Below are 19287 nucleotides of genomic sequence, written 5' to 3' on the forward strand. Positions count from 1 at the left end.
CCTCTTTAAAATTTTGTAATTTGGATTTTTTAAACCAATTCTTCTTATGCCAGAAATCTTAGATAAAACAAAACTATTTGTAAATGACTTACTTACCAATGATTTGGATAAGAAGTTTTTATACCATAATCTAAGACACACTCAAAGAGTCGTTAAAAGTACTAAACAATTACTGGAAACTTGTTCTCTATCTGATCAAGACAAGGAACTTCTTGTATTAGTAGCTTGGTTACATGATACCGGATACACAAAAGGAACGGCTAACCATGAAGAAAGTAGCTGTGAAATTGCTGAAGATTTTTTGACAAAAGAAGGATATGAAAAAGAAAAAATAGAAAAGGTGAAGTCTTGTATACTTGCCACAAAATGGAATGCAAAGCCAAACAATTTGATGGATGAGATTATACGCGATGCAGATTCTTCTCACTTTGCACAAAGCAGCTATTTAGAAACTTCTGATCTTTTACGTGAAGAATTAAAACTACTTGGTTTAAAAAACTACAACCAAAAAGAGTGGCTAGAACTAAATATTCAAGTTTTTAGAACGGACCACCAATATTATACCGATTACGCTAAAGAAAATTGGCTTTCCAAAAAAGACAAAAACTTAAAAAAACTAATAAAAGATAAAAAGTCTGAAAAGAAACTTGCCAAAAAAGAAAAATTAAAAGCACAGTTTAAAAGCGAAAGTCCGGATCGTGGTATTCAAACGCTATATCGTGTAACCCTAAAAAATCATATTACCCTTAGTGATATTGCAGATACAAAAGCGAATATTCTACTTTCCGTAAATGCCATAATCATATCCTTGGCGTTATCTAATCTTATACCAAAACTAGACAATCCATCTAACGACTACCTAATTTATCCAACGGTAATATTTGTATTATTTAGTGTGGTTTCTATGGTATTAGCGGTATTAGCCACCAGACCTAATGTTACTAGCGGTGAATTTACCAAAGATGATGTGGCAAACAAAAGTGTCAACCTATTGTTCTTCGGGAATTTTCATAAAATGGCATTAGGCGATTATGAATGGGCTATTCAAGAAATGCTAAAGGATAAAGATTACATCTATACCTCTTTAACCAAAGATCTTTATTTTCTTGGCATTGTATTGAATAGAAAATACTCTCTTTTGCGTTGGACATATACCATTTTCATGATCGGTATGATCCTATCTGTAATAGCATTTGCCATTTCGTTTAAATTTTTTGGCCCTGATCGTAAAATCCAGCTGCTAAGTGAAGTTTTACTCTTTTAAGGCATCCATTAAATCTTGGTACGTGTATGTCTTTTCTGGCTCTTGTTCTCTTTTGTAAAGAATCTCGGCCCGTATAGCTTTTAACCCAGAAACACCTTGTAAACCTTCTAACTCTACAATTTCTACCTTGTTGGTAAAACAACCTTTAGATTTTAAGAATTTAATATATCTTAGGTACTCTAGCTCATCTTTCTTTTGAGAATACACAATAGAAAGTACACCTGTTTGAGTTAACCTTTGATCTGTACCTTTGATGTACGATTTATCGATTCTTTTTTTAATTACCTCATAACGTGCATTATACGTTCCGTCAACATCAAACTGCTTTTCATCCATTCTAAAACGAATAGATAATGATGTGTTATAAACTAAAATTAATGATGCGGCGTCTAATGGTACCGGTAATTTTGGTTTTAGGGTATAATGAGCATTTTCCATTTCGCACATGACTTGCAATTGCCATAACCTTAAATTATTAAGATAAAGCGAATTATACTCTTGATTTTCAGATATCGATGAACCAATGTACATATTATGTTCTACACCGTCTGTTTTGTAACGCTCATAATAATGAGGGAACATTGCTTGTGCACCCTCTTGTCTTTTATCAATAACCGATGAAAGCTTTTTATTGATCAATGTTACACTTTCATCATAGTTCTTTCTATGGTCATAGTACGAACCCGTACCCATATCAATTTTGGACTCATATTTTAGAATATGCTTCTCAATATCTTTATCGAACTTTTTAAGGTGCTCAAAAACTGGCGAAATCTCTTCGTGTACAAAATCAAAAATAGCTTGCTCGCTATTTGTATATAGCATCTCTTTTATACTCTCAAGGTGATTATTCACCCTAAAAATCAACTCCTCATAAATAGGCAATTCCCACTTATTCAAAGCAATATTCAATACATTGTCAATTTCTGAAAGCTGAATCATTAAATCACGCTGAATGGCTAAATTTCTAGCTTGCGAAGAATCTTTGATATCTATTTGACCAAACAACGGGTAGACATCTTTAAAAACAATTTCTTTAAATGACGGAGACCTACCTTCCGTTTCGTCTAACATGAACTTTTTGGCCTCTTCTTGAAACCTCCAATAAACCGAAGAATGCACAGATGTACACTCGTTCTGTATAATAGCGTCTATTCTGTTATTTTCTTCATTTTTGGTACGTACAACAGCAGATATTATAAAAGGCATAACATCATCTAGCTTTTGCGCATTTACACCATTTAGCACCCCTTTCTTTTCAGAAACGATTTCTAAAACCCCTAAAAGATTATTTTCAAAGGCTATGGGAGCAAAAATAGCACTTTGTATGCCTTGAGCTTTTAACCCTACATATGGCTGTAAGTCACCAGACTGTTCCACTTTACGATCCATATCGGCAATAGTAAAGTAAGCATTGTGATCTATGAGTTTATCATAAGAATCTTCACACAATGCACTTTTGCATTTCATATGGTGCTGACCTCTTAAAAGAAAACTTTCAAACCCCATACCTGAAACTTCTTCAAACTCATCCTTTTTAGCATCGAATGAAGTAAAACCGACTTTAATATTCGGCAATCTAAAAAACGACTTAAAAGTTTCTTGCAGATCATGCATGAAATTCGTCGGTTGTATAGTCTCCTTTGAAATCAGCTTTGACTTAATATTCGAAATTGCCTGCTCCATAGTTACATCGAACAAATTGGCAATTACGAAACCTTTGGATATAAAACTTTCTGGCGGAATCTTCTCCATCCAAAGTTTAATATCATTTGGGCTAGCCAATAATTCATCTACGTCTTCTTGTGTAATTACTTTCGCCTTCTCTGTAGGTATAACATCAATAAAATCTGCATTGTATAAAATTCGGTAATGGCGCATTACCCCATTTGCATCAGGTATATCATAAAAATAAGGTCGACTAAAGTCTAAATGATAACCATAGTAATAGTTTAAAACCACAACGCAACTCATGATGTAGTCCATATCATCGCCAACGTTTCTTAACTCTGGCACATAATCATCACCTGCCTCCTCAATTATTTTTTGAAAACGCGCAGACGACTTTATAATTAGGTCTTGATAAGGTAACGTAGCCACCTTTATCTCGTTACCACTCAACGCTTCTGTAAATGTATCTTGTAAAATTCGATGAATAAGATCTTGGTTCTTTTCTAATAAAGTGAAATCTGAAAAACCATCTCGCAGTTCAGGAAAACCTTTTTCAATAGATAGAATTCGTTCAGCGGTAGCCGCCAAAAAAGGATCATCGCCCTTTAAATGTTCATCGTACTTCTCTAGAAGTTTTTCAAAACTTATAAGGTGCTTAACCGGCATTATCTTTCTATCGTGCTTTCCCATGGTTCAGTTAGTCTACTAATTGGGTGTAAAGTTACAAAACATACCAAGTTTTTTTAAGGTCCTAAGCCCTATGGTTGACTGGATTTTCGGATATTTAACGAAAAATAGCCCATGTCATCGGATAGTAGACTTACAAGAGCTTATAATAATGCTAAAGTTATTCCATTTGACGATACCTCAAAATTCATACTTTTTAGTGATTGCCATAGGGGCGACAACAGTTTTTCTGATGAATTTGCGAACAATAGAAACATCTATTATCATGCGCTAAAATTCTACTATACAGAAGGGTTCGATTATTGTGAATTAGGTGATGGTGATGAACTCTGGGAGAATAGTAATTTTGAGGCTATTTTTGAAGCTCATAAAAATGTATTCAAACTTTTAAAGCAATTTCATCTCGAGCACAGATTGCATATGATTTGGGGAAATCATGACATGGTCTATAAAGATGAAGACTATGTAAAAAAACATCTGTCTAGCTATTTCGAACCTATTGACGACAAAGACAAATCGCTTTTCGAGGGAATAAAATATCATGAAGCCATTGTATTAAAACATAGAGATACCGACCAAGAAGTTTTTCTTACCCATGGCCACCAAGCAGATTGGTGGAACTATACTTTTTGGCGCTGGGGACGATTTTTGGTACGTGTTCTTTGGAAACCCCTACAAGTATGGGGTATTGCCGACCCCACCTCGCCCGCAAAAAACTATACAGAGCTTATAAAAGTAGAGCGACGTACAAAAAAATGGATACTAAAAAACAACCTAAAAGTTACTGTCGTAGGTCATACCCATAGACCACGATTTCCTGAGCCTGGTGATATACCTCTTTTTAATGATGGTAGTTGTGTTCACCCTAGAAGTATTACCGGTATAGAAATTGAAAAAGGATCTATCTCTCTAATAAAATGGCAAATTAATACCACTGATGACGGCACATTAAGAGTTGTTCGCATTTTATTGGAAGGTCCACAGAAGTTGGCAGATTATATAAATAGTTAAATCAACTTCTTTTTGCCATTGTTTTCATAGCGGTAACAAAACTATCCAACTCATCTGTGGTAGTATAAACATTGGGCGTAATTCTACATCCTTTTACATTTGCATAATCAACACCTACTGTAAATATATTAAACTCACTTAATAACTGAGCTGCTAGTTCCTTAGCATCCATAGAGGTTATTCCCACATTAGCAATACCACAACTTCGCTGCATTTCTACAGGCGTGTTTACCGTAATATTGGGCACATTTCTTAATTTATCGCTCCAATATTTTTGTAGAAATTGAAGCCTTTCTTGTTTGCGTTCTATACCAATCATCTCTATATAATCTAAAGCATCATTAACAGCTAAATCTGTATGTACCGGCAATGTTCCGGTATGATTTAATCGTTGAATAAGGTCAGAATCATTTTCCCAATCCGTAAAAAGGGGCCATATTTTTGTAATTTTATCCTTTGCGACATGCAACATGCCAGACCCAAGAGGTACACTTAACCATTTGTGTAAACTAGTTCCGTAATAATCGCAATGTAATGCTTCTATATCTACCTTAAAATGACCAATACAATGAGCTCCATCTACCAAAACCTCAACCCCATATTTATGTGCCATATCACAAATTTTTCGTATTGGTAATATATGTCCGGTAATATTAATCATATGGCTCACCATCATCAACCTTGTATTTGGAGTTATGGCTTTTTCATACAGAGCTACCAACTCCTCATCAGATTCTGGGTAGTTTGGTACATCTACCACCGCAGTTTTAATACCGTATTTTTTAACCATCAACTCGAAATGGTCTTTCATGGAACCATAATCTTGTAAAGCATAAATGGCTTCGTCACCTTTTTTCCATGGATAACCACCAATTATTAAATCTAATGACTCCGTTGCATTCCTAGTTATTACCAATTCTTCTGGAGTGCTGCCGACAAACTTTGCCAATCGATCACGCACGCTTGCTTTATTATCCCACTGTACGGTACGCATGTAGTATGAAGCTTCATAATTGACCATTTTTAAATGGTCTATATACTTCATCATTATCGGAGTCGGAATAAAATTATAATATCCATTTTCCAGATTGATATAATCTGGTTTTAAAAGATAATCCTCCCGTATTCTTAACCAAAAATCATCTTCAGTTTTTGTTACATACGTTTTTGTTGGTGTTGCCCCTTTTACCACAGAACTGTACGGCAAAAAAGGTAGGGTAAAGGCTGCTTTACCCATGTTGGTCAAAAACTGTCTTTTATTCATGATGGCTATATTTTTTTGATAACTCGATTTTTAAGCTAAGAATATTTAATTATCACTCTTCTAAAAATATTAAAACTAAACCAATGAATACCAATATAATACACTTCCTTTTAATGAATTTATCCAATTGTTATTTTACGGCCATAAGAATTATAAATGTCAATAAAAATTCAGGTAATTCATGATAACTCTTTAATATGTGCTATTATAAAACACTATAATAATTATTTTACCAACATTATATTTATTATAAATAGTACAATTCTATTATTTATTCAAACCTTACCAAGCTAAAATTCAATAATTACACAACAAAACCAATAATATATTGTGACTTTCGCAAATATTTGGTTTCTAAACTAATACAATCAATTAAACCTTATAAAAATGAAAAAATTTATTGCAGAGTTTATTGGCACATTATGGCTGGTATTAGGTGGTTGCGGTAGTGCCGTACTTGCCGCAGGTTTTCCAGAATTAGGTATTGGCTTTGTCGGAGTATCTTTAGCCTTCGGTTTAACCGTCATAACAATGGCTTATGCCATTGGTCATATTTCTGGTTGTCATTTAAACCCGGCCGTTACCATCGGTGTTTGGGTAGGTGGGCGCTTTGACGGTAAAGATGTTTTCCCTTATATCGTTGCTCAGGTAATGGGCGGTATTGCAGGTGCAGCTATTCTTTATCTTATTGCTTCAGGTAAATCTGATTTCGTTTTAGGCGGATTTGCATCTAACGGATTTGGCGAACATTCACCTGGCGGATACAGTATGACTTCTGCCTTGGTCATAGAAGTAGTTATGACGTTTATGTTCTTATTTGTAATTTTAGGTTCTACCTATACTAAAGCACCAAGAGGCTTTGCTGGTTTGGCTATCGGACTTTGTCTTACACTAATACACTTAATAAGCATACCTGTTACCAATACATCGGTAAACCCTGCACGCAGTACAAGTCAGGCTCTATTTGCTGGCGATTGGGCTATAGATCAACTTTGGCTATTTTGGCTAGCACCTATAGTAGGAGCCATTTTAGCAGGCATAGTTTACAAAGCTATATCTCCTGAAGTTACCGATAATTAATAGTATTATTTTTTTAAGCTCATCATGTTTAGTTTAAATATGATGAGCTTTTTTTTTATGGTATATTTAGAGGATCAACCAAACTAACTCTATTAAAATATGCCTTTATTTATCGTTATTCTAGGGATTCTCCTCCTATTCATTCTCATTGCCAAATTTAAACTAAACGCTTTTATCACCTTTATCATCGTCTCTTTGTTCGTTGGTATTGCTGAAGGTATGGAACCTATTAGTGTGGTCGACTCCATTCAAAAAGGTATCGGTAATATTTTAGGATTTCTAGTAATTATTTTAGGTCTCGGCGCAATGCTAGGCAAGTTGGTTGCCGATAGTGGTGCAGCCCAACGAATTACTACAAAACTGGTGGAGAAATTCGGAAAAAAGAATATTCAATGGGCGGTAGTATTAACCGGATTCATTGTTGGTATACCCATGTTTTATTCTGTAGGTTTTGTAATTCTAGTCCCTCTAGTGTTCACAATCGCAGCGGCAACTGGCCTACCTCTTTTGTATGTAGGTCTACCAATGTTAGCGTCACTTTCAGTTACACACGGTTATTTACCTCCTCACCCTGCACCTACCGCTCTTGCCTCTATGTTTAACGCCGATATTGGTAAAACTTTGTTATACGGGATTATTGTCGCTATACCCGCGATTATTGTTGCCGGACCATTACTTTCCAGAACTTTAAAAGGTATAAATGCAACTCCATTAAAAGAATTTTTAAATCCTGTAATTTTAAAGGAAGATGAAATGCCGAGTATGGCAAATAGTATTATAAGCGCACTATTACCTGTTATATTAATTGCCATTGCCGCCTTGGCTCCTCTTTTACTACCTGCCGATTTATTTCTTACCAAGATTCTTGTTTTCATGGGTAACCCTGCAATTGCAATGCTTATTGCCGTTTTAGTGGCCATTTATACTTTAGGTCTTGGTCGTGGAAAAAGCATGAAAGAAGTCATGGATTCTGTTGGTAGTGCCATTACCGGTATTACTATGGTTCTTCTTATTATTGCGGGATCAGGCGCACTTAAACAAGTATTAATAGATAGTGGTGTAAGCGAATACATTGGAGCGATATTACAAGAATCTTCCATCTCTCCTTTAATTTTAGCTTGGTTAATTGCTACCGTAATACGTGTTTGTGTTGGGTCTGCAACTGTTGCCGGTTTAACCGCTGCAGGTATAGTACTACCTCTTGTTCAAGGCACAGGGGCTAGTCCTGAATTAATGGTGTTGGCCATAGGATCGGGTAGTTTAATGTTATCTCACGTTAACGATAGCGGTTTTTGGCTATTTAAAGAGTACTTTAATCTATCTGTAAACGATACGCTAAAAAGCTGGACCGTCATGGAAACCACAGTAGGTATCATGGGTCTACTTGGCGTCTTAACAATTAATGCCTTTATTTAAATTAAATACATATGCTAATGAAACCTTCTGAAAGAATAAAAGAATTGGGTTTGATTTTACCACCTGCTCCACCGCCTGCAGGTTTGTACAAACCTGTTTTAGTCGTCGACCATTTTTTATATATTTCTGGTCAGGGTCCTATGCAAAATGATGGCTCGTTAATTGTCGGCAGAGCTGGTCATGATATGACGATGGAAGAGGCTAAAGTTGCCGCAAGGCAAGTTGCCCTTACCATGCTTTCTACGATACAAACCCATTTTGGGGATATCGACAGAATTAAAAGGATTGTAAAAACCTTGGGAATGGTGAATTCTGCTCCCGATTTTGGTCAACAACCTTTGGTCATTAACGGTTTTAGCGAACTTATGGCAGACATTTTTGGACCTGATAACGGAGTCGGAGTTCGTAGTGCCGTTGGTATGATACTACCCGGCGGTATTCCTGTTGAAATTGAGGCACATTTCGAACTACATCATTAAAAATTATGACAAACGAAAATTGGTATTCGATTAATCATCCTGATGGAGTAATTTCTCCTTCTTTATTGGTGTATCCAGACAGAATTCAGCACAACATCGACTTGATGATTTCTATGACTGGTGATGCAAATAGGCTACGTCCGCATGTAAAAACATATAAAAATGCCAATATCATTAACATGCAAATGGAACGCGGAATTCGAAAATTCAAATGCGCCACTATTGCTGAAGCTGAATTACTTGGTGACTGCAATACGGTTGACGTATTATTGGCGATGCAACCCGTTGGTGCAAATGCACAGCGTTTTATTGAATTGATCAAAAAATACCCGAACACCAAGTTTTCAACCCTTATAGATAATTCTAAAACGCTTACTATTCTTAGTGAAATGGCAGCATCCAACAACATTAGAATTCCGCTTTGGATAGATATTAATAATGGTATGAACAGAACAGGAATCATACCCGACAACGACGCTCTAGAATTGTATTCTCAATTACATGAAAATAAATATTTAATTGCCGAAGGTTTACATGTTTATGATGGGCATTTACGTAATTCAGACCCCGTAATACGAGAACAAGAATGTAACACCGCTTTCGAAGCGGTTATCTATTTAAAGAAAAGTATTGAAGAAAAAAACATACCTAGCCCAAAAATCGTAGCTGGCGGTTCGCCAACATTTCCTTTTCACTGCAAACGCCAAGATGTTGATGCGAGCCCCGGAACAACTCTTCTTTGGGATTCTGGATACGGAAACCAATTTCCAGAAATGGACTTCCTACCAGCTGCAGTATTATTCACCAGAATTGTAAGCAAACCAACAACCGGAATTCTATGTTTTGATCTTGGTCATAAATCGGTTGCACCTGAAATGCCTTTTCCTAGAATTGAGTTTATAGATCTCAAACACAGTAAGCAAATAAGCCAATCGGAAGAACATTTGGTGGTAGAATATGATGATTTAACCATACCAGAGGTTGGCGATCCACACTACGCCATACCGAGACATATTTGCCCAACGGTGGCGAAGTACGATACCTTAACTGTTATAAAAGATAATACCATTATCGATTACTGGCCCGTAACTGCCAGAACACAAAAATCTACTATTTAAGCATGTTTATATTCGATGCCCATTTAGACCTTTCTATGAATGCCATGGACTGGAATCGCAACCTGACTTGGTCTATTGACGAAATTAGAAAAAGTGAACACGGTTTAACCGATAAACCTGGTCGTGGTACTAATACCGTTTCATTAGAAGCGATGAGAAAAGGTAATGTCGGACTCTGTATGGCGACGCAGATTGCTCGTTATGTGCACAAAGACAATACCCTACCGGGATGGAAATCGCCGCAACAGGCATGGGCACATACCCAAGGGCAGCTAGCATGGTACAAAAGCATGGAAGAGGCTGGCGAAATGGTTCAGATCACCAACAAAACCGAACTCGATGCACATTTAGCCCTTTGGAAAACAGACGAAGAAAAGAAGCCTATTGGCTATTTACTTAGTCTTGAAGGTGCAGATTCTATCGTAGATATCTCATACCTTCAGAAAGCTTACGATTCGGGTTTACGAGCTATTGGTCCTGCACATTATGGTCCGGGTACGTATGCTCACGGAACAAATTCAGTAGGCGGAATAGGAACCAAAGGTAGAGAGCTATTAAAAGAAATTCAACGATTAGGTATTATACTAGATGTCACCCATTTATGCGACCTAAGTTTTTGGGAAACAATGGTAAATTATGACGGACCACTTTGGGCCAGCCATAATAATTGTAGGTCTCTAGTAAATCATCACAGGCAATTTACCGATGAGCAATTGAAAGAAATCATTGGTAGAAAAGGAGTTGTCGGTGTGGTCTTAGATGCTTGGATGATGACACCAACTTGGGAAAGAGGTGTTTCTACTCCGCAATCCGCAAACGTAAGTCTACAGCAGATACTAGATAATATCGACCATATTTGCCAATTAGCGGGTAATGCGAATCATGTGGGTATAGGCTCTGACCTAGATGGCGGCTTTGGAAAAGAACAAGGCCCTGCAGATATCGATACCATTGCTGATTTACAGAAAATTATAGGATTGCTAGAAGATAGAGGTTATGGGCAACCGGACATTGAGAAAATTATGAATGGTAATTTCATTAACTTTTTAAGACGAAATTTACAATCTTAGATCATATTTCATCGAATACTTAAGGCATCGACCCTTTTTTAACGAAGCCTTAAGTACCCATGGCAGGGTATTTGTTATCTTTATTTCATCATATTTAAGATTCGATGAGAAAGCTTTATTTTCTTTTTATTGCATTGTTCTCCTTTTCTGCGGTTCAGGTTTCTGCTCAAACAGATTTACCTACATCCAAACCGTTGAAAATTGATAAGGTAAACCCTATTAATTCTAGTGGCACTCCAAATAAGGGTTCTGTCCTGAACATGCCCAATTTAATTATAGAACAGCCAAGTGTTGATATGCGAGAACCTAATCCTGTAAAAATGCTACGTGATGAAGAACTGGTGCAAGCTGGTACAGGTATGAAAATAGATCCACGAATTGGACCGGGTGAGCGTTTAGGTGGTTCTGGTCAGTATTTTGCCGATCAATATTTGGGTGATGTAAAAAGTAGCGGAAAGTTTATAGGTATTGTTTGTAGAGATCACGAATATGTAGATGGTGATCGCGTAAAAATTTATATGAACGATATGGTGGTTGAACAGAACCTTTTGTTAACAGGAGCATTTAAAGGAATTAATGTTGATTTACAAGACGGATTTAATCGTTTAGACTTCGAAGCTCTGAACCATGGCTCTTCAGCACCGAATACTGCACAGGTAGATGTTTACAATGACAAAGGCGAATTAATCTACTCTAATAAATGGCTTTTATCTGCAGGTTCTAAAGCAACGTTGATCGTTACGAAAGAGTAAGAATTCACATTTCTAAAATTTAATCCACTGCCTACAAGATATTTAATTTAATATCTTTGTTTTTAATTATATCATTTTTTAATGGGTCAGAAATATAAAGTTGCCGTTATTCAGTTAAACCTGAATAATACCGCAGACGAGAATAGAAAAAAATGCTTGGAATGGATTAGAAAAGCTGCCAACCAAGGTGCAGAAGTTATTAGTCTTCCAGAACTTTATAGCAGCCATTACTTTTGTCAAAGTGAAGATGTGGCGAATTTTTCTATTGCCGAACCGTTAGGTGATATTTCTTTTACGGCTTTTAGCGAATTAGCAAAAGAATTAGGCGTAGCCCTTATAATTCCTTTCTTTGAAAAAAGAATGTCCGGTATTTATCATAATAGTGCTTACATTATAGATACAGACGGTACAAAAGCAGGTCTATACCGTAAAATGCACATACCCGATGATCCACATTTTTATGAAAAATTCTATTTCACTCCCGGTGATTTAGGTTTTCAATCTATAAAAACTAAAAAAGGGAATATAGGTACCCTAATTTGTTGGGATCAATGGTATCCTGAAGCTGCAAGACTTACAGCTATGAAAGGCGCAGAAATTTTATTCTACCCAACAGCTATTGGATGGCATCCGGCAGAAAAAGAGCAATATGGCGAAAACCAATATGGCGCATGGATGAATGTAATGAAAGGTCATGCCGTTGCCAATGGAATTTATGTTGCTGCCGCGAACAGAATAGGATTAGAAAAATATCTACCAGGAACCGATGGATTAGAGTTCTGGGGGAAATCTTTTATCTGCGGACCGCAAGGTGAAATACTTGCATTAGCCTCTCATGATAAAGAAGAAATTTTAATCGCAGAAGTTGATTTAGACTTACAGGAAAATGTACGTCAAAATTGGCCTTTTTTCAGAGATAGACGTATTGATGCTTTTGGCGATATAACAAAACGTGCTTTAGATTAAAGTTTATGAATAATAGAAGATTTCCGGCAGAATGGGAAAAGCAAAAAGGTATACTATTATGTTTTCCCCACAATGGAAATGATTGGCCTGGAAAATACGAAGCTATTCGTTGGGCGTTTGTAGAGTTCATTAAAAAAGTTTCACTTTACGAGACCGTTTACTTGATTGTTGCTAATGAGAAACTGAAAATTTCGGTTACAAATCTTTTAGAAATGGCCACCGTAGACATACATAAAATCTCTTTTATCATTCATAAAACCAACAGAAGTTGGATGCGAGATTCCGGACCTATCATCGTAAAAAATAATGGGAAATCTGAGGCTCTAAATTTTAATTTTAATGGCTGGGCAAAATACAATAACTGGCAGTTAGACAAGCACGTACCAAATAAGATCGCAAATCATTTAGATATACCAGTAAGCCAAGCAACCTTCAATGGTAAAAAAATAATTTTAGAAGGCGGCGCACTTGAGGTAAATGGCAAAGGCACTTTGATTACCACAGAAGAATGTCTTTTACATCCGTCTATTCAGGTTCGTAATTCAGCATTTAAACGGGAAGATTATGAAGCGGTTTTCAAAGAATATTTTGGGGTAACCAATACCATTTGGTTAGGCAACGGTATAACTGGCGATGACACACACGGGCACATAGATGACCTTTGTAGATTTATAAATGAATACACCGTAGTTACTGTTGTTGAAGAAGATAAAAAACATAAAAACTACCAACCGTTACAAGATAATTTGAAACGCTTAAAAGTCGCAACCTTAGAAAATGGTAATCCATTAAAAGTTGTTGAGTTACCTATGCCAAAACCAATTATTTTTGAAGAGCTAGAACTGCCTGCCAGTTATGCTAACTTTTTAATTATAAACAAAGCGGTATTAGTACCTACTTTTAATGATGCCAATGACAGAATTGCATTGAATATATTAGCAGATTGTTTTCCTGACCGAGAAGTAATCGGTATTAACTGTATAGACTTAATTTGGGGCTTTGGAACACTTCATTGTTTAAGTCAGCAGATTCCATCTTAAAGGCTTTAATAAATACCTATTTTCTTTTTCCAGGCCTATAGGTCTCTTGTGCCCTTTTTAAAACATCTTCGCGGTAATAAGGTACTTCTTTCCAATCTACATTTTTATATCTAATAATTTGATCATCAAAATGTGGAGAAGATGGATCTCCACTTTGCCCGCCAGCTAACATACTTTTAGCTTTTACGGTATCACCAAATTCTACGACCGCCACAAAACTATTACCTCTGGTACCGTATATTTTCTTTGCCCCTTCTGTGGTATAACGAGCGCCATAAGCAGCCAACGCTCCCCATCTACCAGAAGCAAAACCTATAGGAATACTTGGTTTAGAATCATCAAAATGCTGTTTGATATCTCCTGTTATGCGTTGATATCTATTCACTTCTCCCCAAGGCATTTTCCAAGTCACAAAATCTGCTGTTAGTTGATCAATTACTTCTTCGAATATTTTTAGAGACTCCTCTGTATGCGTACCAAAATAGGTCAAACGTTCCATATCACTCATATTATCTGGATGTTTGGCCCTTGCACCCATAGCAGTACCATAGAAATGTGCCAATGTCATAGCTACCTGATCTTCACCCGTTGTGTAATCCCATTCTTCAAGAATCTCAATAGGCTCCCTTAATTTCGGATTCTTATCATCATGAGAATTATATTCTTTTACCAACCCAGGTATCAAAGCTTTGAATGCCGGTAAATACGGGTCATGCGCTAATTGAATTAAACTATCTACCGTATAGCCTTTTCTATCCGTCAATAATTCAATTGCGTGTACTCCCCTGAAATTTTCTTGATCTTTTGACATGTAGTTTGGGTAGTCTTCTTTCTTAGGACTAAATTCTAAAGCCGATGTATACGGCGTAGAATTACAGTTTTGGATCCACCCATTTTCAGGATTCAATACCAAAATATTTTCGTCGACCGTGTGTAACCCTTGCCAATCTGTTTTAGGATTACTACCATCAACCGGTTCCGTATAATTAAATTGAACATCTCGCTTTGGAACGTAATTACCATGAAAATAAGCGATGTTTCCTTCCGCATCCGCATACACCGTATTGTTACTTGAATTGGTACGGATATCCATCATTTCACGAAAACCTTTATATCCGTTTTGTTTTGTTCGGATGAATGACTGCTCTAATGCCTTCACCGGTTCCCACATCATGGCAGATGCTGTCCATTGCCCATTGGCAACGTGAGTTATTGGTCCGTGGTGCGTTCTATATGCCGGATACTTTTTTTCTTTGAGCTTTTTACCATCAAGGTATTTCAACACAATTTCAGATGATTGAACCGGTCGTAATTCTTCACCGTATTGATAGAATAAATTATCGTCGTTTTTAACTATTGTCTCCTTGAATTCATCCATAACATCAGTATATGTTGATGTATGCATCCATCCGGTTTTTTCATTGAATCCTTGGTAGACGAAAAACTGACCCCATGTTACCGCACCATAGGCATTTAATCCTTCCTCTGAAACTACATGAACTTCTCCTCTAAAATAAAATGAGGTATGCGGATTGATTAATAATAACGGATTGCCAGACTGGGTTAATTTACCTGAAATAGCAATTCCGTTAGACCCTTGTGGCTCTTCTGCTTCTTTTTCTTTTTGCAACTGTATCGCTTCCATTTCTGGCAATGCCATATTACTTTCATAAAAGGCAGCTATCTTCTTTGTAGAAATTCGTTCAATATCTCCGCCAATAGATCCTTCGCTGAAGTACATCGGCATCCATGGTTCAAAATGTGTCAGTAATTTTGGTTTTACTTTTGGGTGTGTGTATAAATAGTAATTGACACCATCGGCAAAAGCATCACATAATTCTTTTAACCAAGCGGGACTTTTCTCATAATTCGCTTTTGCCTCTTCTTCTGTCATAAATAATTTTGCACGCAAATCGCTATACAAAGCCTCTTCGCCATCTACTTCTGCCAGCCTACCTGTTGCCCAAATATAGTTTTGCTCTACGCGATTAAAATCATCTTCGCACTGTGCATATAATAAGCCAAAAACAGCATCGGCGTCTGACTTACCATAAATATGGGGCACACCAAAATCATCTCTTATTATTTCAACATTCGCAGCCTGAGCTTCCCATTTTTCAATTTCACCCTTCTCTGGCTTATTAGTCTTACATGATAAAACCAATACGAATGCCAACAAATAAATAATTCTGTTCATTGCTACTATTTTTATAAATTCTTGAGATGTATAAATGTACTTGATTTTTACCAACTACCGCTTGATCCGCCACCACCAGAACTTCCTCCGCCACCGGAAAATGAACTTGAACTACCGCCAGAAGAACTACTACCCGAACTGAAAGAATGCGTACCTGAAGAAGAGAATGTTTTTCTGTAATAGGATTTGTCATTTTTAATCCAAGAAATACTCAAATCTTCTTTACCAGAAATCTTAAGTTTTATAAATGCTACTATTGCGGCAATACCAAAAAATGGAAGAAGTAACCACAGTATAAGACTGGGTTCATCAAAAATAAATGCTGCAGCTTGGGAATTGGACATGTAAATACTGTAGCCTATAATTAGAGGAACAATTATAAACACCAAACCGAAAATACTTGAAAACAACCCTGCCAAAAGCATAAACACCCCTGGTAACAACCCTAATTTACCGATGAACACCCCTCTAAAAACCTCGATAACATTGACATAGCTTTTAAGAAAGAAAAAACTACCAACCCCTATAAATATGGAGAAAAACATACCAAGAAATATATTCATATATAACTTCTCTTTAGAATCTTCATCGGCAATCTCTTTTTTAAACTCCTCTAATGCACTAGGATCATTTAAAAATTCTATAAGCTGATTACTAGCCTCATTGATTCCTGTAAAATATGCCTCTTCCTTAAAATTGGGAATCATCGTATTCCTTATAATTCTTGAGGCAACGGCATCTGTAATGTACGGTTCCAACCCATAACCTACCTCTATTCTTACTTCTCGGTCCAATTCTGAAAATAGAATCAGCAGTCCGTTATCCTTTCCTTCTTGACCAATTTTATTTTGATTGAACAGTCCGTTCGCATAAGACTCAATGGTATCAAAACCCAACCCTTCTATCGTTACTATTACTAGTTGATTGGTAGTATTTTCCTCTAACGCTACCAAACGCTGATTTAAATCTGCTGTTTGACTTGCTGTGAAAATGCCTGCACTATCGGTTACGAAATCACGCAATTCATAGTATTGCTCTTGTGCATTCGCATAAAAGGTGACTAATAAAAAAAGAAAAATGGTTTTTTTAAGCATCGGTCGGCAATCAGGATACTCAAATATAAAAACCTTTATTGACACAAATAGTAATTATCAAAACCTATTCTAGATTCGGTAAAACTTTAGAATTGAAGTAACTTGCGACTTATTGTCTTTTAGTCTCGACTTTGCTCGAAAAGACAGTGAAAAATTAAACACATATGGCAGAAAAAAAAGTAAGTATATTAACCGCATTTAAGACTATTATATGGCCGCGCAGAAAACTGGTTTTACTAGGTTTACTACTCATTATCATAAGTAAGGCAGCAAGTTTTGTTGCTCCGGTGTCGCTCCGTTATTTTTTAGATGATATTGTACCTAACAAAGATTACGACTTATTAAAAATATTGGTCGCGGTTGTGATCTTTGCGTTTTTAGTACAGGCAGTGATGTCATTTTTATTGACCAAAGTATTGAGTATACAAGCTCAATATATGATTTCTGAATTGCGATCTCAAGTACAGAAACAAGTGCTCTCATTGCCTATTCGCTTTTTTGACAATACTAAATCCGGCTCATTAGTTTCTAGAATTATGAGCGATGTTGAAGGGGTGAGAAACTTAATCGGTACCGGACTCGTGCAACTTGTTGGTGGTACAATTACCGCAGTAGTGTCGCTAATTTTATTACTAAGAATTAGCCCTACCATGACACTTTTAACCTTTGTGCCTCTTATTCTTTTTGCATTGATTGCATTAAAAGCTTTTAAAATTATTAGACCTGTTTTTCGAGAACGTGGAAAAATTAATGCGGAAGTAAAAGGAAGATTGACAGAAACCCTTGGTGGTATTCGTGTTATAAAGGGATTTAATGCCGAAGAACAAGAAAGCAAGGTTTTTGAAGAGGGTGTAGATAAATTATACCAGAATGTGAAGAAGAGTTTAACAGCTACGGCATTTATGACCAGCGCTTCTACTTTCTTATTAGGTTTGGCAACTACAGGTATTATGATGGGCTTTGGTGGTTACAAAATGATGCAGGGAGAGCTTACTACTGGTGAATATTTTGAGTTTACTTTTCTACTCGCTCTAATGGTAGCGCCTATAGTTCAAATGAGTAATATAGGAAGCCAATTGACCGAAGCTTTAGCCGGTTTAGATCGTACCGAAGAGTTAATGAACAAGGTTTCTGAGTCTGATGAAAAAGATAGAACCATTACACTTTCGAATATTAAAGGTGATATGGTTTTCAATGATGTATCATTTGCCTACGAAGAAGATAAAGATGTTTTGCACAACATCAGTTTTGAGGCAAAATCTGGCGATGTCATTGCCCTTGTCGGTAGTTCTGGCTCAGGAAAATCTACCATCGCCGGTCTGGCAGCTAGTTTCTTGAATCCTGATTCGGGAGAAATTACCATTGACGGCACCGATTTATCAAAAGTTGACCTCACCAGCTTTAGACAGTATTTAGGTGTTGTTTTACAAGACGATTTTCTATTTGAAGGTACTATTAGAGAAAATATCCTTTTTCCAAGACCTGGCGCTTCTGAAGAAGAATTACAGTCCGCAATCAAAGCAGCATACGTTAATGAATTTACCGATAGGTTTGAAGATGGATTAAATACGGTTATTGGTGAGCGCGGCGTAAAATTATCGGGCGGCCAACGACAACGTATTGCTATTGCAAGGGCTGTATTGGCAAATCCCAGAATTTTAATTCTAGATGAAGCTACCTCTAATCTGGATACTGAAAGTGAAGCTTTAATTCAAAAGAGTTTGGCTGAATTGACTAAAGGAAGAACCACTTTTGTTATCGCTCACCGATTAAGTACCATTAGAAAAGCGAATCAGATTTTAGTTATTGAAAACGGACGAATTGCTGAACAAGGCACGCATGAAGAACTGATTGCAAAAGAAGGGAGATATCATAACTTGTTTACATATCAGGCTAGGATATAACTACAAGAGTTAGGAGTTAGGAGTTAGGAAAAAAAATAAATACTAATTCAAAAAACAAGTTCAAGTTCAAGTTCAAGTTCAAGTTCGAAAATTGTTGTTGGTTGTTGGTTGTTGGTTGTTGGCTGTTGGCTGTTGGCTGTTGGCTGTTGGCTGTTGGCTGTTGGCTGTTGGCTGTTGGCTGTTGGTTGTTGGTTGTTGGTTGTTGGTTGTTGGTTGTTGGTTGTTGGTTGTTGGTTGTTGGTTGTTGGTTGTTGGTTGTTGGTTGTTGGTTGTT

General features: G+C 36.7%; 16 protein-coding genes. 11 read left to right on the forward strand and 5 right to left on the reverse strand.

The annotated features are described in order from the left end of the window. Positions 1–46: 46 nt before the first annotated feature. Entirely contained in the window at positions 47–1264 is a 1218-nt protein-coding gene (locus CLV90_RS14705; protein ID WP_133688259.1) for a Pycsar system effector family protein, read from the forward strand. On the opposite strand, the gene CLV90_RS14710 is transcribed toward CLV90_RS14705, so the two are convergent. Further along, a complete protein-coding gene (locus CLV90_RS14710; RefSeq protein ID WP_133688260.1) occupies positions 1253–3625 on the reverse strand; it encodes a GAF domain-containing protein in 2373 nt (790 codons plus the stop codon). The genes CLV90_RS14705 and CLV90_RS14710 overlap by 12 nt on opposite strands. A 111-nt stretch (positions 3626–3736) precedes the next feature. On the opposite strand from CLV90_RS14710, the gene CLV90_RS14715 reads away from it, so the two are divergent. Further along, complete coding sequence (locus CLV90_RS14715; RefSeq protein ID WP_133688261.1) at positions 3737–4633, forward strand: metallophosphoesterase family protein; 897 nt, start codon at positions 3737–3739, stop codon at positions 4631–4633. 1 nt (position 4634) lies between these two features. Here CLV90_RS14715 and CLV90_RS14720 read toward each other — a convergent pair whose 3' ends face one another. Beyond that, positions 4635–5897 carry an aminotransferase class V-fold PLP-dependent enzyme gene (locus CLV90_RS14720; protein ID WP_133688262.1) on the reverse strand — a complete coding sequence of 421 codons (1263 nt, stop codon included), beginning with the start codon at positions 5895–5897 and terminating at the stop codon, positions 4635–4637. Between the two features lie 387 nt (positions 5898–6284). On the opposite strand from CLV90_RS14720, the gene aqpZ reads away from it, so the two are divergent. The 8 genes from aqpZ (at position 6285) to CLV90_RS14760 (ending at position 13818) form a co-directional block, all read left to right on the forward strand. Further along, a complete protein-coding gene (gene aqpZ, locus CLV90_RS14725) occupies positions 6285–6977 on the forward strand; it encodes an aquaporin Z (RefSeq protein ID WP_133688263.1) in 693 nt (230 codons plus the stop codon). 99 nt (positions 6978–7076) lie between these two features. After that, positions 7077–8393 carry a gluconate:H+ symporter gene (locus tag CLV90_RS14730; RefSeq protein WP_133688264.1) on the forward strand — a complete coding sequence of 439 codons (1317 nt, stop codon included), beginning with the start codon at positions 7077–7079 and terminating at the stop codon, positions 8391–8393. Between the two features lie 11 nt (positions 8394–8404). Continuing rightward, complete coding sequence (locus CLV90_RS14735) at positions 8405–8872, forward strand: RidA family protein (protein WP_133688265.1); 468 nt, start codon at positions 8405–8407, stop codon at positions 8870–8872. Between the two features lie 5 nt (positions 8873–8877). Beyond that, positions 8878–9990, forward strand: coding sequence for a D-TA family PLP-dependent enzyme (locus tag CLV90_RS14740; RefSeq protein WP_133688266.1), 1113 nt, complete (start codon positions 8878–8880; stop codon positions 9988–9990). 2 nt (positions 9991–9992) lie between these two features. Further along, positions 9993–11060: a dipeptidase gene (locus tag CLV90_RS14745; RefSeq protein ID WP_133688267.1), complete on the forward strand. Its 1068-nt coding sequence runs from the start codon at positions 9993–9995 to the stop codon at positions 11058–11060. A gap of 104 nt (positions 11061–11164) precedes the next feature. Then, the gene (locus tag CLV90_RS14750; RefSeq protein ID WP_133688268.1) at positions 11165–11812 is read left to right on the forward strand and encodes a hypothetical protein; all 648 of its coding nucleotides are present in this window, start codon (positions 11165–11167) and stop codon (positions 11810–11812) included. Between the two features lie 81 nt (positions 11813–11893). Further along, positions 11894–12778, forward strand: a complete 885-nt coding sequence (locus CLV90_RS14755; RefSeq protein ID WP_133688269.1) for a carbon-nitrogen hydrolase — start codon at positions 11894–11896, stop codon at positions 12776–12778. Between the two features lie 5 nt (positions 12779–12783). Continuing rightward, positions 12784–13818 carry an agmatine deiminase family protein gene (locus tag CLV90_RS14760; RefSeq protein WP_133688270.1) on the forward strand — a complete coding sequence of 345 codons (1035 nt, stop codon included), beginning with the start codon at positions 12784–12786 and terminating at the stop codon, positions 13816–13818. 16 nt (positions 13819–13834) lie between these two features. Here the strand turns inward: CLV90_RS14760 and CLV90_RS14765 are convergent, their stop codons facing one another. Then, the gene (locus CLV90_RS14765) at positions 13835–16015 is read right to left on the reverse strand and encodes an acylase (RefSeq protein ID WP_133688271.1); all 2181 of its coding nucleotides are present in this window, start codon (positions 16013–16015) and stop codon (positions 13835–13837) included. 47 nt (positions 16016–16062) lie between these two features. Then, positions 16063–17109, reverse strand: coding sequence for a TPM domain-containing protein (locus CLV90_RS14770; RefSeq protein WP_133688272.1), 1047 nt, complete (start codon positions 17107–17109; stop codon positions 16063–16065). A 164-nt stretch (positions 17110–17273) separates the two neighbouring features. Between CLV90_RS14770 and CLV90_RS14775 the strand changes: the two genes are divergently transcribed. Continuing rightward, the gene (locus tag CLV90_RS14775) at positions 17274–19013 is read left to right on the forward strand and encodes an ABC transporter ATP-binding protein (RefSeq protein ID WP_133688273.1); all 1740 of its coding nucleotides are present in this window, start codon (positions 17274–17276) and stop codon (positions 19011–19013) included. A 47-nt stretch (positions 19014–19060) separates the two neighbouring features. Here the strand turns inward: CLV90_RS14775 and CLV90_RS19325 are convergent. Next, positions 19061–19287: hypothetical protein (locus tag CLV90_RS19325; RefSeq protein WP_166638599.1), on the reverse strand; the 227-nt coding region annotated here is incomplete at its 5' end.

This window comes from Maribacter spongiicola, from assembly GCF_004364165.1.
In the GTDB taxonomy this organism is placed as follows: Bacteria; Bacteroidota; Bacteroidia; order Flavobacteriales; family Flavobacteriaceae; genus Maribacter; species Maribacter spongiicola.